This window comes from Paenibacillus sp. y28, assembly GCF_037137075.1.
Classification (GTDB): domain Bacteria; phylum Bacillota; class Bacilli; order Paenibacillales; family NBRC-103111; genus JBBBNV01.
The window spans coordinates 45629-66368 of the sequence record NZ_JBBBNV010000004.1; the positions used below are offsets into that span (position 1 = coordinate 45629).

The 20740-nt window shown below is 53.0% G+C and carries 18 protein-coding genes and 2 tRNA genes; 11 read left to right on the top strand and 9 right to left on the bottom strand.

Features of this window, described 5'->3' with window-relative positions:
* Positions 1 to 46: 46 nt before the first annotated feature.
* Together WBG83_RS05770 and WBG83_RS05775 are read right to left on the bottom strand one after the other, a co-directional pair.
* On the bottom strand, positions 47 to 949 hold the full coding sequence (locus WBG83_RS05770) for a YitT family protein (RefSeq protein WP_336743474.1): 903 nt from the start codon (positions 947 to 949) through the stop codon (positions 47 to 49).
* Positions 950 to 1304: 355 nt separating this feature from the next.
* On the bottom strand, positions 1305 to 1508 hold the full coding sequence (locus tag WBG83_RS05775) for a DUF72 domain-containing protein (protein ID WP_442955799.1): 204 nt from the start codon (positions 1506 to 1508) through the stop codon (positions 1305 to 1307).
* Between WBG83_RS05775 and WBG83_RS05780 the strand changes: the two genes are divergently transcribed.
* The gene (locus WBG83_RS05780) at positions 1500 to 2627 is read left to right on the top strand and encodes an AbrB family transcriptional regulator (RefSeq protein ID WP_336743476.1); all 1128 of its coding nucleotides are present in this window, start codon (positions 1500 to 1502) and stop codon (positions 2625 to 2627) included. The genes WBG83_RS05775 and WBG83_RS05780 overlap by 9 nt on opposite strands.
* A gap of 186 nt (positions 2628 to 2813) precedes the next feature.
* Here the strand turns inward: WBG83_RS05780 and WBG83_RS05785 are convergent, their stop codons facing one another.
* Positions 2814 to 3374, bottom strand: a complete 561-nt coding sequence (locus WBG83_RS05785) for a phosphatidylglycerophosphatase A family protein (RefSeq protein WP_336743478.1) — start codon at positions 3372 to 3374, stop codon at positions 2814 to 2816.
* 147 nt (positions 3375 to 3521) lie between these two features.
* On the opposite strand from WBG83_RS05785, the gene WBG83_RS05790 reads away from it, so the two are divergent.
* The 3 genes from WBG83_RS05790 to WBG83_RS05800 all read left to right on the top strand — a co-directional run bounded on the left by WBG83_RS05790 (position 3522) and on the right by WBG83_RS05800 (position 6642).
* The gene (locus tag WBG83_RS05790) at positions 3522 to 4601 is read left to right on the top strand and encodes a GerMN domain-containing protein (protein WP_336743479.1); all 1080 of its coding nucleotides are present in this window, start codon (positions 3522 to 3524) and stop codon (positions 4599 to 4601) included.
* Positions 4602 to 5255: 654 nt separating this feature from the next.
* Entirely contained in the window at positions 5256 to 5993 is a 738-nt protein-coding gene (gene rph / locus WBG83_RS05795) for a ribonuclease PH (protein ID WP_336743481.1), read from the top strand.
* Positions 5994 to 6000: 7 nt separating this feature from the next.
* Positions 6001 to 6642 carry an XTP/dITP diphosphatase gene (locus WBG83_RS05800; protein ID WP_336743695.1) on the top strand — a complete coding sequence of 214 codons (642 nt, stop codon included), beginning with the start codon at positions 6001 to 6003 and terminating at the stop codon, positions 6640 to 6642.
* A gap of 166 nt (positions 6643 to 6808) precedes the next feature.
* Here the strand turns inward: WBG83_RS05800 and asnB are convergent, their stop codons facing one another.
* The 3 genes from asnB to WBG83_RS05815 all read right to left on the bottom strand — a co-directional run bounded on the left by asnB (position 6809) and on the right by WBG83_RS05815 (position 11254).
* The gene (gene asnB / locus WBG83_RS05805; RefSeq protein WP_336743482.1) at positions 6809 to 8653 is read right to left on the bottom strand and encodes an asparagine synthase (glutamine-hydrolyzing); all 1845 of its coding nucleotides are present in this window, start codon (positions 8651 to 8653) and stop codon (positions 6809 to 6811) included.
* A 342-nt stretch (positions 8654 to 8995) separates the two neighbouring features.
* Positions 8996 to 10021, bottom strand: coding sequence for a globin-coupled sensor protein (locus WBG83_RS05810; RefSeq protein WP_336743483.1), 1026 nt, complete (start codon positions 10019 to 10021; stop codon positions 8996 to 8998).
* Positions 10022 to 10225: 204 nt separating this feature from the next.
* On the bottom strand, positions 10226 to 11254 hold the full coding sequence (locus WBG83_RS05815) for an AI-2E family transporter (protein WP_336743485.1): 1029 nt from the start codon (positions 11252 to 11254) through the stop codon (positions 10226 to 10228).
* A gap of 216 nt (positions 11255 to 11470) precedes the next feature.
* Between WBG83_RS05815 and WBG83_RS05820 the strand changes: the two genes are divergently transcribed.
* Positions 11471 to 11671 carry a hypothetical protein gene (locus WBG83_RS05820; RefSeq protein ID WP_336743486.1) on the top strand — a complete coding sequence of 67 codons (201 nt, stop codon included), beginning with the start codon at positions 11471 to 11473 and terminating at the stop codon, positions 11669 to 11671.
* A 241-nt stretch (positions 11672 to 11912) separates the two neighbouring features.
* On the opposite strand, the gene WBG83_RS05825 is transcribed toward WBG83_RS05820, so the two are convergent.
* The 3 genes from WBG83_RS05825 to WBG83_RS05835 all read right to left on the bottom strand — a co-directional run bounded on the left by WBG83_RS05825 (position 11913) and on the right by WBG83_RS05835 (position 13574).
* Positions 11913 to 12725, bottom strand: a complete 813-nt coding sequence (locus WBG83_RS05825; protein WP_336743488.1) for an undecaprenyl-diphosphate phosphatase — start codon at positions 12723 to 12725, stop codon at positions 11913 to 11915.
* 691 nt (positions 12726 to 13416) lie between these two features.
* Positions 13417 to 13490: transfer RNA gene (locus tag WBG83_RS05830), tRNA-Arg, on the bottom strand.
* 13 nt (positions 13491 to 13503) lie between these two features.
* A tRNA-Gly gene (locus WBG83_RS05835) sits at positions 13504 to 13574 on the bottom strand.
* Positions 13575 to 13732: 158 nt separating this feature from the next.
* Between WBG83_RS05835 and WBG83_RS05840 the strand changes: the two genes are divergently transcribed.
* From WBG83_RS05840 to WBG83_RS05865, 6 genes are all read left to right on the top strand, one after another.
* Complete coding sequence (locus WBG83_RS05840; protein WP_336743490.1) at positions 13733 to 14668, top strand: hypothetical protein; 936 nt, start codon at positions 13733 to 13735, stop codon at positions 14666 to 14668.
* A 207-nt stretch (positions 14669 to 14875) separates the two neighbouring features.
* Positions 14876 to 16174, top strand: a complete 1299-nt coding sequence (tig, locus tag WBG83_RS05845; protein ID WP_336743492.1) for a trigger factor — start codon at positions 14876 to 14878, stop codon at positions 16172 to 16174.
* Between the two features lie 279 nt (positions 16175 to 16453).
* Positions 16454 to 17044 (top strand): ATP-dependent Clp endopeptidase proteolytic subunit ClpP, encoded by a 591-nt coding sequence (clpP, locus tag WBG83_RS05850; RefSeq protein WP_336743494.1) that lies wholly within the window; start codon positions 16454 to 16456, stop codon positions 17042 to 17044.
* 11 nt (positions 17045 to 17055) lie between these two features.
* Positions 17056 to 18318, top strand: a complete 1263-nt coding sequence (gene clpX / locus WBG83_RS05855; RefSeq protein WP_336743496.1) for an ATP-dependent protease ATP-binding subunit ClpX — start codon at positions 17056 to 17058, stop codon at positions 18316 to 18318.
* A gap of 107 nt (positions 18319 to 18425) precedes the next feature.
* Positions 18426 to 19523: a flavodoxin-dependent (E)-4-hydroxy-3-methylbut-2-enyl-diphosphate synthase gene (gene ispG, locus WBG83_RS05860; protein ID WP_336743497.1), complete on the top strand. Its 1098-nt coding sequence runs from the start codon at positions 18426 to 18428 to the stop codon at positions 19521 to 19523.
* Between the two features lie 77 nt (positions 19524 to 19600).
* Positions 19601 to 20584 (top strand): aldo/keto reductase, encoded by a 984-nt coding sequence (locus WBG83_RS05865; RefSeq protein ID WP_336743499.1) that lies wholly within the window; start codon positions 19601 to 19603, stop codon positions 20582 to 20584.
* Positions 20585 to 20740 lie beyond the last annotated feature (156 nt).

The window sequence follows — 20740 nt, forward strand, 5'->3', positions numbered from 1 at the left end:
GCGGAAACCTATCCTCACCACAGGCTCCTTGGTTGTTACGGGTTGTTTAGTGAATGTCTTTTTTCTTGAAGCGTCCGCCCTTCACATCGTGAATGTTGCCGATGGCCAGAAATGCCGACGGATCGTGCTCATCCACAAGCGCCTTTAGCTTGGCTTCCTCCAGCCGGGTAATGATACAAAAAATGACCTTCTTGTCATCTCCGGTGAAGCCGCCCTCGCCGTTCAAGTAAGTGACGCCCCGGCCCAGACGCTGCAGGATGGTTTCGCCGATTTCACGGAAGTTGTCGCTGATAATCCAGACGAACTTCGATTCGTCGAAGCCCTCCAGGGTAATATCAATCATTTTGAAAGCAATGAAGTACGCAATTAATGAGTACATGGCATGATCCCAGCCGAAGAAGAAGCCGGCGCTGCCGAGAATGAAGATGTTGAAGAACATGACTGTTTCGCCGACAGAGAACGGCAGCCGTTTATTGAATACGATGGCCACAATTTCGGTTCCGTCGAGCGAGCCGCCGAAGCGGATAACCATTCCGACCCCGATGCCCAGAATAATGCCGCCGAATACAGCCGCCAGCAGCGGGTCTATTGTGATGGGGGGAACCGAATGAAGCAGTGCTGTACATACTGACATGATGGTAACGCCGTAGAGGGTGGAAATAGCGAACGTTTTGCCGATTTGCTTGTAACCCATAAACAAGAACGGCACATTAAGAAAGAAGAGAAAAATACCGAGAGGAACGTTCGTGACGTGGGCCAAAATAATGGAAATACCGACGATGCCCCCGTCAATAATGTTGTTGGGGACGAGGAAGATTTCCAAACCGACGGAAAAAAGCGCGGCCCCTACGGTAATAAAAATAATTCGTCGTAAAATTTGTGCTGCCGTCAGCTTGTGATGCTTGGTAACGGCTTCTATGCTGATCTGCTGCTGTTGTTCCACTGACATGCCTCCTTGTCGCCCGTAAGGAATCAAAATCTATCGTTCTTTTATATTATTATATATGAAATTCATCTCAAAATGAAATGGAGTTCAAATGTTGGACACATTTTTATCAAAGTAAATCCATATTGGTAATGGGGTTTGATGCGGTCTCAAAAACAACGGGCTGCCGGACACGTTATCCATTTCAGAAGAAACGATGTATAACGGCCTTCTGCCGCGTACACTCAGCTCCGTCGCCGCCTCTCAGGTTGGCTGCTTCATGTCGGCCCGGTTGAGCTGCGGTTCAATCATGCGGCTGTCCGCGGGGCTCGGGTAGTGACGTCTCCTTTCTGCGGACCCCTGGCATGTCTCGGGGCTCCTATAGTCCGTCAAATAAGTCCAGCTGGCGCGGGGCCAATCCCTCGTAGGATAATCCAAGCATTTGGGTCAGCTGCTTGGCGTTTCCAGCCGCGTGTCCGCCCGAGTTGTTGTTGAAAATAACGCAGACCTCCTCCGATTGCGAGGCCAGGGCCTGAATCCGCTCCGCCCATTCCTGCAGCTCGTGTTCTTTGTAGTGGTACAAGTACCGTACCTCCCGCCACTCCTCCCCGTTTCCGGTCTTGTTCCAGCCCTGCACATTGCGGGCGGCTTCCTGTTTGCTCTCATTCCTATGCCGGTGCCTTGGCTGCTCGGCCCGATGCTTGCCGTGCTTATCGGCTCCAAGCTGAGTAGAATTCCCTTGTATTGGCCGGCTGCCCTCCGTCATACGGGCCTGGTGCTGGTCAGCTATTCCATCGGGCTGTCGTTTACGCGCGAGGCGATGCTTCAGATTATGAAGCAGCTGCCGTCGATGCTTGTGGTGACGTTGCTGACATTAGGCTTGTGCGTGGTAACGGCCCTCATTGTCTCCCGTCTCTCCGGTATTGATTATCCTACCATTGCGACCGGAAGCGTCCCGGGAGGGCTCTCCCAAATGATTACGCTAGCCGAGGAGATGAAGGATATTGATGTAACGACGGTCGCTTTTTTTCAGGTGACCCGGCTTATTTTGATCGTGTTTTGCATCCCTTTGCTAATTTTCAGCCCATGGTTTGGCGGCTTCGTCAGTGCGCCGGGAACCGGCGGGCTTGATGAGGCCGCAGCATCCTGGGGGGCGTTGTGGCCAGATCTGCTGCTCTACGCCGCTGCATGTATTGCAGGGGTGCTTGTCGCTGTTAAGTTAAAGCTTCCGACTGCATATATGCTTGGCCCCATCCTTGCCATAGCGGCGCTGACGATGATCGGCTTCCCGGGACCGACTCTTCCATCCGGGCTGTTAAGCCTGTCTCAGTTTATGATTGGCGGCTACGTGGGGCTGCTGCTTAAACCCGGGCAGCTCAACCACCGGTTCAAATTGATTGCGTTCGCGATCTGCAGCGGTGTGGTGCTGATTGCAGGCTCATGGATATTTAGCATCGGCTTGACGCTTGTGCATCCGGTTTCGGAGACGACCAGCTTTTTGAGTGTGGCTCCGGGCGGGATGGACCAGATGAGTATTATTGCTCATGAGGTTCGGGCCGACTTATCCATGGTGTCCGGCTACCAGCTGTTTCGGCTTTTTTTTATTTACTTTGCCGTCCCGCCGCTGCTCAAGCTGGGATTTCGCTATTACCGCCTGCTGAAGGTGAGAGTGCAGCCAGCCCGGCATGTGCATAAACGATGAGTTCATGTAAAAAACCTCCAGCCTCGTGCTGAAGTGCTCCATGCATCAAGCCTGCGGCTTCCATGCTCCAGGCTTATACGCGGAACGGCTTCAGATGGGGATGGAGGTTTTTTATGAGCGGCTACATGCCGCTTAACCCTGCAGCCTTGTGGTATTCGGTCCCTTTCGTTTATCCGGATTTGGGGTTTACGGCGTTGACAGCTCTTCCATGAAATTGTCTAATCCGGCTGCCCGCAGCGCGCCGGCCGAATGCTCCGACGCCTTGCTATGCGCCAGTCGGCTTGAAGCCGCGGCGGCGATGGCGCCCACGATATCATCAAGGAACGTGTGAATCTCACCGTCGGACTTATCATTCAGCTTGGCGAGAATGCCGGGCTTCATTTTGTCGATATAGCCGAAATTGGTATAACCGATGCTTCCGTATACATTCACAATCGATAAGGACAGCACCTCATCGCAGCCGTATAGCCCTTCATCGTGGTACACCATCTCCTGCAGCGGAGGCAGCAGCTTGCCTTCCTCGGCCAACATATCCAGCTGGATGCCCGTCAGGATGGCATTCTGCACCTCCCGCTTCGTCAGCACCTTCTCGACGCTGGCTTCGCACTCCTCGATCGTCAGATCGGGGAAATAGCTGTGCTGCAAGTAGAGCACCAGCTCGGCAATTTGCCGGTGGGTGACTCCCCGGCGGGCCAGCCAGTCCAGCGTGGCTGCTTCGACTTCCTTACTGTTCAGCTTGTAGTTCAACTCAGGGTCTTCCTTTCCTCACAAAGTAATATGGACTCTATTAGCATGGCCTAATTTTGTATAAAAGTTTCCTGGCGGCTTGGTTATAAAACAAGCCCAAGCTCGTATACATAGTAGTACAAACGGATGGTAGGAGGGGGAAATTTCATGAAGCGATTGATTACGGCAACACCGGTCTGGGTCAGGCTGGCCGCCGCTGCAGCGCTGACGGTAACGCTGACCTCGGGCTGCTCGCTCAAGTCAGGCCACTCGGCAATTGATCCGCCGCCGCAGGACCTTTCCGGCTCTGTGCTGCCGACTCTGTCCACGGCGACGGCACCGCAAGCGGTAACGGATACACAGGGGCATGCGCAGGCGTGCGTGTATTTGCAGGATGCAAGCGGTTATCTCGTACCGGTGACGATGCCTATCGGGAATCCGGAGAAAATCGCAGTACAAGCATTGGAGTACCTGGTGGAGGGAGGAGCCTATGAGGCTCAGCTGCCGCCCGGCTTCAGCCCGGTGCTGCCGAAAGGAACGCAGATCAAGAGCATTAATATTAAGCCCGATCAGAAGCTGGCTGTCGTCGATTTCTCCAAGGAATTCGGCAAGTATGACGAAAAAGAGGAACGGAAAATTATGGAGGCCGTCACCTGGACACTGACGAATTTCTCCACGGTGGATATGGTATCGCTTCGTATTAACGGGTACCAGCTGAACGAAATGCCGGTCGGGAAAACACCGATTGACGGGACCCTGAGCCGGGCGATGGGGATTAATCTGGAGTCGTCGGACGTCGCCAGCCTCGGCCAGACCGTACCGGTCACCTTGTACTTTCTAGGAGCGGGAGCAGGGCAGGCGGAGCCGTACTACATACCTGTCACCCGGATGATTAAACGGACGGACAATATCGGCATGGCGTCCATGCAGCAGCTGATTGCCGGGCCGAAGCAGAGCAGCTCCAAGGCGCTTCTTTCTACGATGGCCGGCAGCGAGCAGGTGCTCGATGTGAAGCTGTCCGGGGATAAGCAGACGGTCACGGTGAATTTCGGGGAGAATGTGCTGGGGACGGACAGCAAGGTATCCGACGAGGCCATGCAGGCCGTCATTCTTTCCTTGACGGAAAATACCGGCGCCTCCAAGGTGCAAATTATGGTTGACGGCAGCAGCAAATTTACCGGTACAAAGGGACAGATCTACAGCAAGCCCGTGACGAGGCCGGTACATGTTAATATGACCAAAATGTAACCCTGTGCCCGCTGAGCAAAGTGCTCGCAGCTGTGCCTGATTGCGGGCTGCGCCCCTTTTACCCTGGCGTACGCAGGGAACGTCTTGACCTTAACTGGCTGCGCTTGCGATTTTGCAGGATTATCTTGAACGACAGGTAAAAAAGCTGCCGGACATTTGGACACGCGGGCTGCGCTCCGATGGACCGGCTTCGGCTTCCTGCAGTCAGTAGCCCGGCACGGTTCAGGCACTGCTAGGCTGCGGATGGCAGCCCTCCCCGGACATGCTTGTGCTTTAGCCGGAGATGATGCAGTTCGTATCCTGTCATGGATGGCCCCCCGGAAGGTCCACGTATATCTTCGTGGCTTGCCGGGGGGGTCGTTTTAGAAAAAGGGCTTTTCCTTTAGGTAAGCATGAATCCGGGTTCACCCGCAGCGCGCCTCTCGCCCAGTCTGTACAGAACGGCTTTCCGGGAAACCGGGGCCGCCCGACAACCTGTGTGGACTAAGTCTGCGCAGGACAGGCTGATTTTGCGTGCTTTTCTGATGCTGCTTTGGTAAAATGAGGGGGGCCTTCACGGGTGTATTTGACTCGTGGCAGTATACAATAAGGGTTGGAAATCAAGGGCGCGCCAGGAGGAACAGGCGGTTCTTGGCAAGCGAGGAGGAGAAAGCAATGCGGCATGATGGCAGAACGGCAGACGGGCTGCGTCCGGTACAAATCACGACGAATTATATTAAACCGGCGGAAGGGTCTGTATTCATAGAGGTTGGCGACACGAAGGTGATTTGCACCGCGACGGTTGAAGAACGTGTGCCGCCATTTATGAAAGGGCAGGGACGCGGCTGGGTTACAGCCGAATATGCGATGCTTCCCCGGGCGACGCAGGTGCGCAATCAGCGGGAAGCCGCCAAAGGCCGCCAGGGAGGCCGCACGATGGAGATTCAGCGGCTGATCGGACGGGCGCTTCGCTCTGTAGTCGATTTGGAGAAGCTGGGCGAACGATCGATTACGCTGGACTGTGATGTCATTCAGGCGGACGGGGGGACGCGCACAACCTCCATTACAGGCGCTTATGTCGCCATGGTGCTGGCGATGAACAAGCTGGTGGAGGACAAGAAGCTGCCGCGCCTTCCGGTGACGGACTTCCTGGCTTCTGTAAGCGTCGGGGTTATCGGCGGTCAGGCGCTGCTGGACCTGAACTACGTGGAAGACTCCCAAGCCAAGGTGGATATGAATGTAGTGATGACCGGGCAGGGCAAATTTGTCGAGGTTCAGGGCACCGGGGAAGAAAGCCCTTTTTCCCGTGAGGAGCTGGATTCGCTGCTTGGTTTGGCCGAGCTTGGCATCTATCAGCTGATTGATTTGCAGAAGCAGGCTCTGGGTGCGATCGCCGATCGAATTGGGGGCTGACGAGCGTATGCTGGAGAAGCCTTTTCCGGAACAAACCCTGGTCGTAGCGACCGGAAACAAAGGAAAGCTGCGGGAGTTTACCTCCTTGTTTGCACCATTTGGCATTACCGTCCGCAGCTTGGCTGACTATCCGCAGGTCGGGGAGATCGCCGAGGACGGGGACACCTTTGCCGCTAATGCCGAGATTAAGGCGCGGGCGGTTGCCGCTGTGACACGACTGCCTGTGCTGGCTGACGACAGCGGGCTTTGCGTAGATGCATTGGACGGGGCGCCCGGCGTTTATAGCGCCCGCTACGCGGGAGAGCCGTCTGACGATGCGGCCAATAACGCCAAGCTGCTCCGTGAGCTGTCGCAGCTTGCGGCTGACACAGGCGCTGAGCGTCAGGGCCCCTTGCTCAGCACGGCCCGGTTTGTATGCGCGCTGGCGCTCTATTTCCCTGGCCGGGACAGCTTGTTGCTCGCTGAGGGGGCCTGCGAGGGCTGGATTACTTCTCAGCCTGGGGGCGAAGGAGGCTTCGGCTATGACCCGCTGTTTTACATCCCGGCCTACGACAAGACGCTGGCGCAATTGACGCCGGAGGAGAAAAATGCGGTCAGTCACCGCGGCCAGGCGCTGCGTGCGCTGCTGGATCGATTGCAAGCGGCGTAGGCTTGCCGCGTGCGGCTGTGATCAACGACATGCAACGCCACGCTGCGCCGGGAGCAGCGCGCGTGCAATAGCTGTGCAAGCATAAGCAGCAAGCATGGCCTGCGCTTTAGTCCTCCAGAGAGGCGAACGCAGGCCATGTTTATTTGGTATGGAGAAAAAACAGACCTTACCGGATTCGGACATGGTACGTCCGCAGCCAAAAATCGACCTGAACCAGATAAGCGAATACTTGCGGCAAATTCATCAGCTGCCCGAAAAACGGCAGGTTAACCTCGGACGCGTCCTTCGCGGCGAATTGGAGCAGCTGCTTCTTATTGACGAACGGCAAAATCGGCGAGGCCGGATCGTGCAGCACGTCAAGCAGCTTGCCGCGTACGGCTTCATAGTAGTTCGGGTTATGTGTTTTGGGATAAGGGCTTTTTTTACGGTACAGCACATCGTCAGGGAGAATGCCCTTGAGCGCCTGGCGCAAAATGCCTTTTTCCCGGTCGCCGGCGGTTTTCAGCTCCCAAGGGATGTTGAACACGTAATCGATCAGCCGGTGATCGCAGAACGGCACCCGCACCTCCAGGCCGACCCCCATGCTCATCCGGTCTTTGCGGTCGAGCAGCGTGGGCATGAAGCGGGTAATGTTGAGGTACGACATCTCCCGCATCCGCTGCTGGCGGGCATCCTCGCCGTCCAGCCGGGGAACCTCCTCCAGCGCCTCGCGATAGCGTCGGGTTACATAGTCCTTCGGCTGCGTGGCTTCGATCAGCTCGGGCGACAGCAGGCCGATCCGGTCCTGCAGCGCGAGCGACCAGGGGAAGGTGCCGGCCTGCAGCGCCTCCTCGCGGTGAAACCAGGGATAGCCGCCGAATATTTCATCTGCGGCCTCCCCGGAAATCGCTACGGTGGCGTCTTTTTTGATTTCCCGGCAAAATAAGTACAAGGAGGCATCGACATCGGCCATGCCTGGCAGATCGCGGGCTGTAACGACGGCCTCCAGCGCATCCGCCAGCTCCGGTGTATCGAACTTCACCTGATGATGCACGCTGCCGAGGTAGCTGCTCATGCGTTCAATCCAGGGGGCGTCGCTGTTCGGCTGGAACACGCTCGCTTTAAAAAATTTATCGTTATCGACATAATCGACGGAATAGGTGTGCACCGGACCTTGACCGCTCCGCTCATAGTGGCGTGCGGCCAGAGTGGTGAGTGCGCTGGAATCCAGGCCCCCCGACAGCAGGGTGCAGATGGGCACATCAGAGACGAGCTGGCGCTCTACAGTGTCCTTCAAAAGCTCGCGGACCTTCTCGGCGGTAGTCCGCAAATCGTCATTGTGAGGGCGGCTCGTTAGCTGCCAATATGCCCAAATGCGCAGCCTGTTCCGGTCGTAGGCCAGGCAGTGCCCGGGCTTGAGCTCATGAAGGCCGCAGTATACGCCATGCCCCGGTGTCCGGGCCGGGCCGATAACGAATACCTCGGATAATCCCTCCCCATCGATTTCCGCCGCAAACCCGGGATGCGCCAAAATGGATTTCGGCTCAGAACCGAACAGAAGCATTCCGTTTTGCTCGCTGTAGAATAACGGCTTGACGCCGACACGGTCCCGGGCCATGAACAAGGACTGCTCCTGATTGTTCCATACTGCAAAAGCGAAAATGCCGTTCAGACGGTCCACACAAGCCCGTCCCCATTCAATGAAAGCCACCAGCAAAACCTCTGTGTCACAATTGGTCCGAAACGAATGACCAAGCTGCTCCAGCTCTTTTCTAAGCTCCAGCGCATTATACAGCTCTCCATTGTAGACGATGGCGTACGTAATCTCCTGATGCTCGCGCAACATGGGCTGCGCTCCGTTTTCCGGGTCAATGACACTCAGCCGCCGGTGTCCCAGGGCGCAGTGTGTCGTCAGCCAGGCGCCGGAGGCGTCCGGCCCGCGTGCAGCCAGGGTGTTCGTCATATTTTCCAAAATGGAGGGGTAATTCGTCAAATCCTTTCTCCAGTCCAGCCATCCAGTGATTCCGCACATCGACGGTCACCCTCTCTCTCGCTTTTTCCGCTTCATCATGATTTAAGGTATGCGTCCAGGGTGCAAATATTGTCTGTCCCACGCGATCCCCTGCTGGCGAGACAGCGGCGGACGCGTTTCATTGGAATCCGGTACCGCAGCTTTGGCGAAGCTGAAGCGGATCAGAGGGGGCTCGGATGGATAGGAAAGGTCGTACCGGCTCCGGGAGCTGCATGTATGAAAGCGGCTGCAATTACGAAAAACCTTTCCGCACAACGGCGTACAGAAGGCGCCGTTTAGGCCGGAAAGGTTTTTTTCACACCTTGAAATGTAACTACAGGGACAGACTTACCGCGGTCCTCCTCAGTTGTGCCGGGTGGATACCGCCGCTTCATTCACGGCCTCCAGCTCCTGAGTCACCGTTTCGATCATGCTGACAAAGGACGCGAGCTCCTTCGAGCTTTCCGCTTGATCTCGTGAATATTTAGTCGTTTGCTCACTGTATTTTTTGACGTCATCCAGAATACTGCTGATTTCGCTGAGCTTGGCCTGAATCGTTTCCAGGGAGTCCCTGGAACGGGAAGCGAGCTTGCGGATTTCATTGGCGACCACCTCAAAGCCTCGACCGCTTTCCCCGGCCCGTGCGGCCTCGATGGCTGCATTAAGTCCGATAAGATGAGTTTGATCGGACATTTCACGCATCATAGAGCCCATCTCGTCGATCTCTTGAATCTGGGTGTATAGACCCTGCACTTTCCGGTTTGAGCTCTCCTGCAGCTCTGCCGTTTGCTCCGCGGTTTCGGATACGGCTGTACTGCTGTTATTCAGCTCGACCATCATTTTGGCGAGGTCCTGAACCGCTGCGTTGATCGTTTCCAGCATCGTGTGACGCTCATCCGCCATACGTTGAATTTTGGCCTTTTCATCCTGCTCATAGGCTTCAAGCACGAGCTGGGAGTCGAAATTAAACATTTTGCTCAAGGCAAAGACGAGATGGGGCCATTTCTCCTGCTCCGCACTGCGAAGCTTGGAGGAGGCGATATCCAGATACAGCATATAGGTGCCGAGATACCAGTCCGTCGTCAGGCCAATCCGGGAATGCACCTTGCCGATTGCAATACGCCGCTCAATAAATTCGGCATCGATCACCCCTTCAACCATCGTTCGAAAATACCAGCGCTGCGTCTCCTTCAGCCGATCAATGGTACTGTGTTCTCCGATGATTTCAGCCAGGCATGGAACCTGCATCACTCTGCTATAGAGCTCATCCACCACCGTATTGGTAATGGAGTAGAACAAGTCCCGATAGGAACGAAGCAGTGACAAATCCTCGTCCGATAAGCCGATATAGCTTAGCTGAGCCTTTCTTGCTGCATCTACTTGAATCATCAGGCTTCACCTCATAACAAAATGGTAATGGAAGTAAGGAGCTATGTATACATTCCAGTGTATCATTTATCGGTAGGGAAGAATACAGATTTTCCTCGTTGATCATCATGGCGGTGAATATACTTTCAAAGATAGTGTAGAAAAAAGAAACGGCGGCCGGAATGAATCCAGCCGCCTGTAAGGAGTGAAGAGGTTTGTCCCGGATTACGCCGGTTCTTTTTTCTCAAGTCGGGTTACGCCAAGCACATCCAGCAGGAACATGAAGATTGGGATACCGATAATCAAGCCCCAGATTCCGAGGAAATGCTCCGACAGCACCAGCACGATAAAAGTATAAAAAACCGGCAAATTGGTTTTGGACGACATCAGCTTTGGATTCAGCATGTAGCTTTCCAAGGCGTGAATGACGACGATCATGACGATGACATAAATGACCTGGGTCATGCCGCCCAGCGTGTAAGCAATTGTACACAGGGGAATGAGCGAGATAATGACGCCCGCCACAGGAATGAGCCCGAGCAGAAAAATCATAAGCCCCAGGCCCAGCAGCTGCGGGAAGCCCATCAGCCATAAAGCAATGACGGATAAGATACAATTGGTGATGGCGATCAGGAACTGCGCTTCAATTACCTTGCCGAACGAACGCACGAAGCGGCTGCAGAAGTACTCCAGCTCCTCATAAATGGCTACGACCTTGCTTGTCTTGAATTGGGAGGTAAAGGCGATAATGCGGCCCTTCTCCAGTAAAAAGAACAAGCTCAAAATCAGTGAAATCAGGATGTTCACACTCAGCTTCCCGATATTGGTCGCATACCGGTACAGCAAATCGAGGCCCTGATTCATATACTTGGACGCTCCGACATCCTTCATGGCGTTGGAGAGATAAGCGAGCCATTCATTATCCTGCGGCGGGTGCCGGTAGAACTCGTTGATGAGCTTCACCAGCTGAGTGATTTGCATAACGATTTTGGGGAAATACCGGTATAATCCGATGCCGATGCTGGCAACCACAACGACGTACAGGAAAATAACGACGATCTTGCGGTTTATGGGGAACCAGCGTTGAATCCAGCCGGTTAAGGTGGTCTCCAGCCGGTTCATGAGGTATGTAAAGATGAACGTAATCAGAATCAGATTCAGTACGCTTTGAAGACCGAACAGTACAAGCACAATAAAAGCCATAATAAGAAGCCGTTGAAAACCTTTGCTTTGAAAAAAACTGTTTGTCGGCATACACGTGTCTCCATTCTATAATGTCCCATGCTATCTTCTACGAGCTTCAGGAAGAAACGGTTTCGTAAACCGACAATTTTAACCTTAATTTCGTAAAAAAATGGGTACATCGCCTGCAAATTTAAGGAGTGAGGCTCTTTTATTTTACTGAATAAGAGCTTATACCGCCAGTACTCCCGGCATATATTTATTTGTTGATTTCGGTGATAGCTTAACATGATGCCCGAAAGAGCTGCGGGAGGAGCGATGGCGGCGTATTGGCTGAGCGGCTGGCTGCGGAAGGCAGCTCCTCTTCCGTGCCTGTATGACGGGCTGCTGGATGAAGGGGTATCCTTCCTGACAGGAAGCCGCCAGGGCCGTTTACCTCTGATTGAAGCATTCATGACCTCAGCACGGCATTGGGGAGATTGTGGATAGCAGCCGGATGAATGCCGATGTAAGCACCAGAAATATCCATAAAAAGCGAATTTCTTCTATAAATAATCAAGCGTTCGCTGCTGCGGAGGCAGACCGATTTGTAGACCAATTCATGTCATCGCTCATCGCTCACTTCAAATAGGATGAAAAAACAGCCGCCATGCCTGGCTTTAAGCCGGGCTGGAGGCTGCTTTGTGCATGTGCAGACAATTTAGGAAACGCAAGCCGCCTTATCCTGGAGCTACAGCAGCCACAGAAGCAGGATGCCTGCGACGAAGCAGTAGTAAGCGAAGTATTTGAGGTTCCCTCTTGCCATGATGTTCATAAACCATTTCATGGCGAAATAGGTCACGAACAGCGTAACGATAAAGGAAATGAGATACGGAACAAGCAAGGCTGCGCGGTTCGGATCATGCATCATATCGGATGCGCCCAGAACAAGCCCGCCTAGGCTCACCGGAATATACAGCATAAAAGAAAAACGCAGCGCTGTATCCTGCTTCATCCCTACCGCAATGGAGGAGATAACGGTTGCCCCCGAACGGCTGATGCCGGGAATCAGGGCGACCGCTTGTGCAAGACCGACCAATAAAGCGTCTTTGGCCGACAAATCGCGGTCCTGCTTGCGTCCGCGAAGGTTACGGATGAGCCAGAGCGCTACCCCGGTGACCAGCAAAGAAACGGCTACCGTACGAACCGAGGCGAAATAAGCTTCGATTTGATCCTTGAACAGCAGTCCGATAACGACAGCAGGAACCGTGCCAATGACTACGTACCAAATAAAACGGAAATCCGCTTTATATTCAGCCTTGCCTGTACGGACGTAGCCGATGCCGTTTACAAGAAGACGAGTAATATCCGCGCGGTAAATATAAATGATAGCCAGCAGCGACGCCGTATTCGTCAAAATTTCAAAGCCAAGCCCGGTTTGTTCCACGCCAAGCAGCTTCTGGGCAATAATCAAGTGGCCGCTGGAGGAGACCGGTATTGGCTCTGTTACCCCTTGAACAACGCCAAGCAAGAAATACTTGAACCAAAGTATAAGCTGTTCCATGCCTACCCTACTTTCATGAATTTTATACATCCATAGGCTATCATAGCTTAATTGCTTTTCTTGGATCAAATGGTCTTCCGGTCAAAAGGGAGGGGATTGCAGGCACACTCTTTGAAACGGGCAGGAGACAAGCAAACTCGCAGCTTGCAGCAGCAGTCGGTTTTTGTGTAAAAAGGATGTCGATGAAAAAGAAAGTATGTAATCGTGGTCGACCGACCGCCGTCATGCAGCGAAGCACCGCGCGCTGGGAGCTGCGCGCGTGCGGAGTATGACGGCTTTTCCGGCTTGCGGCAGGGCATTGAAGCGGCTTGAAAATAAAAAAAGCCCCTGTTTCTCAGGGGCCCGCGAGCGATTTTAGCCGTTATTTCAACCCGAAAATCCCACAGCTACAGAGAACAATTATCAAAAGGATAAACAAGACCAAGATCGTCCCAGTGTTTGTGAAAGCTCCGCCAACGAGACCTGACATTTCTCCAACCCCTTTGTCATGGTGTATGCTACAGTGTTATGGTATTAAAAGCAGCCTTCATTTGTTTGGGCATTCCGGACTTATTTCAAAACGGAGCGATAGGAGGCGGGGGGCTTTGATGATATACACGTTGCGGTTTACAAGCGACGAGTACAAAAAAAGAAACCCTGAAATCCTTATCATATCCAGGGTTTCAGGGTTTCTTTTTAAACTTCTAACAAACGTCCCAGGAGGGATTCGAACCCCCGACCGACGGCTTAGAAGGCCGTTGCTCTATCCTGCTGAGCTACTGGGACATACTAGGGACAAAGCGGGTGATGGGAATCGAACCCACGCCACCAGCTTGGGAAGCTGGAGTTCTACCATTGAACTACACCCGCACCGGAATAAGTGCTGCTTGCTATTTTTGGAGAAGCATGAGTTATAATATCACAGGAGAGAGAGAAAATGCAACTACCTGAACCCGCCTTTTTTATATTCGTAATTTTCAAACTATTAGAGGCGCTGTGCGATTAGAATTTGAAGGAGGATGTACGTGATGGAGCCGGGACAAAGCAATGTGGTGCTGCTGCCCAAAACAGTCGATTATTATCAAATCGAATTAACCCGGTTGCTGGAAACGGAGCAGTATGCCAAGGCGGCAAGTGTTCTGCGTTTTCTGCTTGGATGCCGGTCTGATGACCCGAGACTGCACGAGGAGTGGGGGGCGCTGCTGGAATGGCTGGAAACGTCCATGCTGGGGACCGTGCAGCAAAGACAGGTCCGCAGCGCAGAGAAGGATCAGGAGGAGGCAGAGGATGCCGAGCTGTCCGAGGCCGTCCTGCATAGACAGGAGATTCAGCGGCAGGCTATGGCCGACCCCGGTTATGCCGATCGGCTAATGACCATGCTGAGGAGCGGGTCGCCAGACAAACAGCTGCTTGCGCTGGAACAGCTGTCTTACATAGGTGAGCATGAAATTATGGAAGAGCTGCTGCTATGGATTCAACAGGTGAAGCTGCTGCCGGTCGTTCAATTCAAGGCGCTGCAAACGCTTCGTCAGCTTGGGGGATCAGGAACGTTGAGGCTGCCCAAATTTGAAGGGATGATTGAGGTGGAAATCGAAGAAACGCCGCTGCATGAGCAGGATTATCCTCTCATGCTGTCCAAGGTTATGGAGCGCATCCAGTCGGTGAGTGAAAGCAGCCAGCCTACTCTGGCCTATTTCGCCTTGGAGACCTGGAAGGATTTCCTGATATTTATTTACGGGACGGAGCTTTATTACCGGATGAGCGCGCAAACCGAGCAGGAAACGGATATTTGGGCAGGGGCCTTTCACCTGGTTTTGCAGCAATCCGTCTTCGGTACAGCCGAGGAGCAGGAGCTGCAGGATATGTATGGGGTTGCCGGAAGCAGCATACTGTGGGAGCAGGCCGTCGGCGTGATGCGTTCGTTTGCACGGCAGCAGCTAATGAGCTTTCCTGGCTTTGAATGACCACAAACGAAAAGCTGTTCCTGTCTATAGCCCTATAATCCAAGAAGAAACAGGAATGAAAATTGCCGGATTCGGGGTATTTTTCGGGCCGGGCTGCTGTTTACAGCCTGTCCTTGAAATGCATTTGTTTTGTGATATAATGTAATGGTTATAATGGCAGATGAGTGTCCATCGCTGACCGAAAATTTTTGGAGGGGAACGTATAACATGAAAGCAACCTGGGAAAAGATAGAGAACAATCAAGCTGTCCTGACTGTAGAAGTCGGCGCTGAGAAAGTCAATACTGCACTGGACAAGGCATTCAAAAAAGTTTCTCAAAAAGCGACCGTGCCGGGCTTTCGCAAAGGGAAAGTGCCGCGCCCGATTTTTGAGCGCAAATATGGTATCGAAAGCCTGTACCAAGATGCAATCGATATTTTGCTTCCTGAAGTATATTCCGAAGCAGTTAAAGAAACTGGCATCGAGCCGGTTGACCGTCCTGACATTGAAATCGATCAATTCTCCAAGGGCGAAGCTTTTAAATTTAAAGCCACTGTTACCGTAAAGCCTGAAGTTGAGCTTGGCGAGTACAAAGGCCTTGAAGTTGAAGAAGCATCCGCTGAAGTAACAGACGAAGAAGTTCAAGCTGAATTGAATCGTCTGCAGCAGCGCCATGCGGAGCTGGTTGTTATTGAAGACCGCGCAGCGCAGCTTGGCGATGTAACTGTGATTGATTTCGAAGGCTTCCTTGACGGCGTTGCATTCGAAGGCGGCAAAGGCGAGAACCACTCTCTTGAGCTTGGATCCGGCAGCTTCATCCCGGGCTTCGAGGATCAAGTTGTGGGCATGAGCATTGCTGAAGAAAAAGAAATTCAAGTCACGTTCCCGGAAGATTACCAAGCCGAGAACCTCAAAGGCAAAGAAGTAACCTTCAAAGTAAAAGTAAACAGCATCAAAGCCAAAAACCTGCCTGAGCTTGACGATGAGTTTGCTAAAGACGCAAGCGAATTCGATACGCTCGACGAATTCAAGCAAGATATCACAAGCAAGCTGAAAAATCGCAAAGAGCAGGAAGCTAAAGGCGCAAAAGAAGCTGCTGTCGTTGACAAAGCCGTTGCTAACGCAAAGGTTGACGTCCCGCAAGCGATGATTGAAACCGAAATCGGCTACATGGTGCGCGACTTCTCCAACCGTCTGAGAATGCAAGGTATGACGCTGGAAATGTACTACCAATTCACCGGCCAATCCGAAGCGCAGCTTCGTGATCAAATGAAAGGCGACGCTGAAGTTCGCGTTCGCAACAACCTGGTTCTGGAAGCAATCGCCAAAGCTGAAGGCATTACAGCCTCCGATGAGGATCTTACTGCTGAGCTGGAGAAGCTGGCTGCCCAATACCAACGTTCTGCTGAAGAGCTGCGCTCCATTTTTACAGCAAACGGAAACATTGAAGACCTCCGCCAAGAGCTGACTGTCCGTAAAACAGTTGACTACCTGGTTGAGCAAAGCAAAGTAGTCAGCGCTGCTTAAGGCTGCGTTTATTTGCCCCTGTCGCCGTCCTGAATCATTCAGGGCGGCGAAGCTTTTATCACAGGCGCAGGGAGCAGTTCAAAATAATTGAAATACATAACGCTTTCTCAGGAACAATTTTGTTCATTTCGGGGAAAATAGTCATGCAGGCTGTCCCGGCTGAACATCGTTTTTAGCATCCGCACATACAATGGGTATAAAAATGACATCCGGATGTAAACATGTTAAAATACAAGATGAAGTGCTCTGTAACTTTTTGATGGAAATGAGGGTGGACGGATGAATCTGATTCCTATGGTAGTCGAACAGGAAAGTCGAGGCGAACGCTCCTATGACATATACTCGCGGCTGCTCAAAGACCGTATTATCTTTTTGGGCAGTGCCATCGACGACGATGTAGCAAACCTGGTCATTGCGCAGCTTCTTTTTCTAGCCGCACAGGACCCTGAGAAAGACATTCACCTCTATATCAACTCCCCGGGTGGCTCTGTAACGGCGGGCATGGGAATTTACGACACGATGCAGTTCATCAAGCCTGATGTGTCCACCATATGTGTAGGGCTTGCCGCCAGCATGGGCTCCTTGCTCCTGACGGCCGGCGCCAAGGGGAAGCGGTTTGCATTGCCGAACAGCGAGGTCATGATTCACCAGCCGCTTGGCGGTGTGCGCGGTCAGGCGACGGATATCAAAATCCACGCCGACTGGATTATTAAAACAAAGAAAAAGCTCAATGATATTTATGTGGACCGCACCGGTCAACCGTACGAGAAAATCGAACGCGATACGGATCGCGACTACTTCATGAGTGCCGAAGAGGCCAAAGAATACGGATTAATCGATCAGGTCATCACTCGAATTGACCAAAAGTAAGGAGTGATCCAATGTTCAAGTTCAACGATGAAAAAGGGCAATTGAAATGCTCTTTCTGCGGTAAATCCCAGGAGCAGGTCCGTAAGCTTGTGGCCGGTCCAGGCGTATATATTTGTGACGAATGCATCGAGCTGTGTACCGAGATTGTAGAAGAGGAGCTCGGACATGAGGAAGAGCTTGATCTTAAGGATGTACCGAAGCCGAAGGATATCCGAGGCATTCTTGACCAATATGTCATCGGACAAGAACAAGCGAAGAAATCGCTTGCGGTAGCTGTCTACAATCATTACAAACGTATTAACTCTCAAACGAAGCTGGAAGACGTGGAGCTCCAAAAGAGCAACATCATCCTGGTCGGACCTACGGGAAGCGGGAAGACGCTGCTGGCCCAGACGCTGGCCAAAATCCTCAACGTGCCGTTCGCCATCGCAGATGCGACTTCTTTGACAGAGGCCGGTTATGTAGGCGAAGACGTCGAGAACATTCTGCTGAAGCTGATTCAAGCGGCGGATTATGATGTGGAGAAAGCGGAGCGCGGTATTATCTATATCGACGAAATCGATAAAGTCGCCCGCAAATCCGAGAATCCTTCCATCACTCGCGATGTGTCGGGTGAAGGCGTGCAGCAGGCGCTGCTCAAAATCTTGGAAGGCACGGTAGCATCTGTTCCACCACAAGGCGGGCGCAAGCATCCGCACCAGGAATTCATTCAAATCGACACCACGAACATTTTGTTTATTTGCGGCGGGGCATTTGACGGCCTGGAGCAGATTATTAAACGCCGTATCGGTAAAAAAGTCATCGGCTTCAGCGCGGATGGCATGAAGGCGGATTTGAAGCCGGGCGAATATTTGTCCATGGTGCTTCCGGAGGATTTGCTGAAATTCGGTTTGATTCCGGAGTTTGTCGGACGTCTGCCGGTCATCTCATCCCTGGAGCCGCTGGATGAAGCGGCGCTGGTGCGTATCTTGACTGAGCCCAAAAACGCGCTCGTCAAGCAGTACCAAAAAATGCTCGAGATGGATAACGTGAAGCTGGAGTTCGATGCCGAGGCGCTGGAAGCCATCGCCAAGGAAGCGATTAAACGCAACACGGGAGCACGCGGCCTGCGCGCGATTATTGAGGGGATTATGCTTGAGATTATGTACGAAGCCCCTTCGCGTGATGATGTGCAAACCTGCCTCATTACGAAGGAAGTCGTTCAAGATAAGGTCGTTCCGGAGCTAAAGGCGAAGGAAGGCAAGTCAAGCAAGAAAAAAGAAGAGAGCGCCTGATTTCAGGCGGTTCATGAAATAAAACAAAACCCAGACAGCCTCCGTTCGTGTTGTTCCATTCCGGACCTCCTTTCGGAGGATGTTTTGGGTTCATGGGAGAGACAAGCATGTTCCATAGAACGGAGACGAGACCGGTACGCGTAGGGGACGTCACCATCGGTGGCAGCAATGAAGTTATCATGCAAAGTATGTGTACAACCAAGACAGCCGATGTGAAGGCGACTGTAGCGGAGATTCTTCGTTTAGAGGAAGCCGGCTGTCAAATTGTCCGCGTGACGGTAAACAACAAAGAAGCGGCGGAAGCGATTAAGGAGATTAAGAAGCAAATCCATATCCCGCTCGTAGCCGATATTCATTTTGACTACCGTTTGGCGCTGGCAGCTATTGAGAACGGTATTGACAAGGTACGCATTAATCCGGGCAACATCGGCCGCCGTGAGCGGGTCGAAGCGGTTGTCAAGGCCTGCAAGGAACGCGGCATTCCAATCCGGATTGGTGTCAATGCCGGATCTCTGGAGAATCATCTGCTGGAGAAATACGGCTATCCGACCCCGGAGGCCATGGTGGAAAGCGCGCTGTTCCATATCGGGGTGCTGGAGGAGCTGGATTTCCATGACATTATTGTCTCGCTGAAAGCCTCCGACGTTCCGATGGCGATAGCAGCGTATACGAAGGCGGCGGAGAAGTTTAACTACCCGCTTCACCTTGGAATCACAGAGGCCGGGACATTGTTTACTGGCGCAGTCAAAAGCGCTGCAGGCATGGGCGCCCTGCTGTCCATGGGTCTTGGTTCGACGATGCGTATTTCGCTTAGCGCTGACCCGGTAGAAGAAATTAAGGTGGCCCGCGAGCTGCTCAAAACCTTCGGTTTGATCACGAACGCGGCGACGCTTGTATCCTGCCCGACCTGCGGCCGTCTGGATATTGACTTGTTCTCGGTGGCCAATGAGGTTGAGGAGTACATCTCCAAGCTGAAGGTGCCGATTAAGGTTTCCGTTCTCGGCTGCGCGGTGAATGGACCAGGTGAAGCACGCGAGGCAGATATCGGCATTGCCGGTGCGCGAGGCGAAGGCTTGCTGTTCCGCTATGGCGAAATGATTCGTAAAGTGCCCGAAGCGGATCTGCTGAACGAACTGAAAAAAGAAATTGATGCAATTGTAGTGGAATACGACCGGACAGGAGTAATTCCGGGGCGTAAGCACTAAACAGCAGGCAGCTTCTCCAGCGCGCAAGTGTGGATGAAGCTGCTGTTTCTATATGAAGGCAGGGGAGGATACTAACAATGAAATACAGAGCACTAGGCACAACCGGCATGAATGTGAGCGAGATCAGCTTCGGCACATGGGCGATCGGTGGATCCTGGGGACAGGTGAATGATGAGGAATCGCTTGCGGGTTTGGCGCGGGCCATAGAGGCTGGAGTCAATTTTTTTGACACCGCCGATGTATACGGCAGCGGGCATAGCGAAGAGCTGCTTGCCAGAGCGACGAAGGGATGCGAGGACGACATCCACATTGCCACGAAGTTTTGCCGCCAAGGGGATATTCATGATCCTGCGACCTATAGCGAAGCTGCGGTCAGAGCTTATTGTGAAGCAAGCCTCAAGCGTCTGAAGCGGGAACGGATTGATTTGTATCAAATTCATTGTCCTCCGCTTGCCATTTTGGAGGCTGGTCATGTTTTCGAGGTGCTGGATAAGCTGCAGGCCGAGGGTAAAATAAGGAGCTACGGCGTCAGTGTGGAAACTGTAGAGGAAGGGCTTGTATGCCTGCGTAACCCGAACGTGAAGGCGCTGCAGGTTATTTTTAATCTTCTTCGTCAAAAGCCCTTGGATGAGCTGCTTCCTGCCGCGCACGCCCAAGGAGCAGGCATCCTTGTACGCTTGCCGCTTGCCAGTGGGCTGCTTACCGGCAAATTCAAGGAAACCGATACCTTTGCGGCCAGCGATCACCGCAATTATAACCGTAACGGAGACAGCTTTAATGTGGGGGAAACCTTTGGCGGCCTTCCTTTTGAGAAGGGCGTACAGCTCAGCAGGGAGCTGGCCTGGATTGCCGAGGGGCGGGGCAGCATGGCGCGTGCGGCACTGCGCTGGATTTTGGATCAGGAGCAAATTACATGTGTTATTCCGGGCTTTAAAAACACGGCTCAAATCGAAGACAATCTGAGTGCGATGAACGTGCCGAGCTTTACGGCGGCGGAGCAGGACCGGCTGCGCTTGTTTTACAAGCAGCAGGTGCATGATTATATTCGTGGCGGTTATTAAAGACCGACCGCCGTCATGCAGCGAAACACCGCGCGCTGGGAGCTGCGCGCGTGCGATCTCACGGCTGCTGCCAATGGGGCGAGCGCTGCTTCGTTCGCAGCGTGCGCTTATGAAAGCATGGATAAAAACCGAAGCATTTGGAAACAGCAGGCTGTT

Coding starts and splice junctions, on each gene's coding strand:
- WBG83_RS05770 (WP_336743474.1), bottom strand. CDS start 949: ATGTCAGTGGAACAACAGCAGCAGATCAGCATAGAAGCCGTTACCAAG.
- WBG83_RS05790 (WP_336743479.1), top strand. CDS start 3,522: ATGAAGCGATTGATTACGGCAACACCGGTCTGGGTCAGGCTGGCCGCC.
- rph (WP_336743481.1), top strand. CDS start 5,256: ATGCGGCATGATGGCAGAACGGCAGACGGGCTGCGTCCGGTACAAATC.
- WBG83_RS05800 (WP_336743695.1), top strand. CDS start 6,001: ATGCTGGAGAAGCCTTTTCCGGAACAAACCCTGGTCGTAGCGACCGGA.
- asnB (WP_336743482.1), bottom strand. CDS start 8,653: ATGTGCGGAATCACTGGATGGCTGGACTGGAGAAAGGATTTGACGAAT.
- WBG83_RS05810 (WP_336743483.1), bottom strand. CDS start 10,021: ATGATTCAAGTAGATGCAGCAAGAAAGGCTCAGCTAAGCTATATCGGC.
- WBG83_RS05815 (WP_336743485.1), bottom strand. CDS start 11,254: ATGCCGACAAACAGTTTTTTTCAAAGCAAAGGTTTTCAACGGCTTCTT.
- WBG83_RS05820 (WP_336743486.1), top strand. CDS start 11,471: ATGATGCCCGAAAGAGCTGCGGGAGGAGCGATGGCGGCGTATTGGCTG.
- WBG83_RS05825 (WP_336743488.1), bottom strand. CDS start 12,725: ATGGAACAGCTTATACTTTGGTTCAAGTATTTCTTGCTTGGCGTTGTT.
- WBG83_RS05840 (WP_336743490.1), top strand. CDS start 13,733: ATGGAGCCGGGACAAAGCAATGTGGTGCTGCTGCCCAAAACAGTCGAT.
- tig (WP_336743492.1), top strand. CDS start 14,876: ATGAAAGCAACCTGGGAAAAGATAGAGAACAATCAAGCTGTCCTGACT.
- clpP (WP_336743494.1), top strand. CDS start 16,454: ATGAATCTGATTCCTATGGTAGTCGAACAGGAAAGTCGAGGCGAACGC.
- clpX (WP_336743496.1), top strand. CDS start 17,056: ATGTTCAAGTTCAACGATGAAAAAGGGCAATTGAAATGCTCTTTCTGC.
- ispG (WP_336743497.1), top strand. CDS start 18,426: ATGTTCCATAGAACGGAGACGAGACCGGTACGCGTAGGGGACGTCACC.
- WBG83_RS05865 (WP_336743499.1), top strand. CDS start 19,601: ATGAAATACAGAGCACTAGGCACAACCGGCATGAATGTGAGCGAGATC.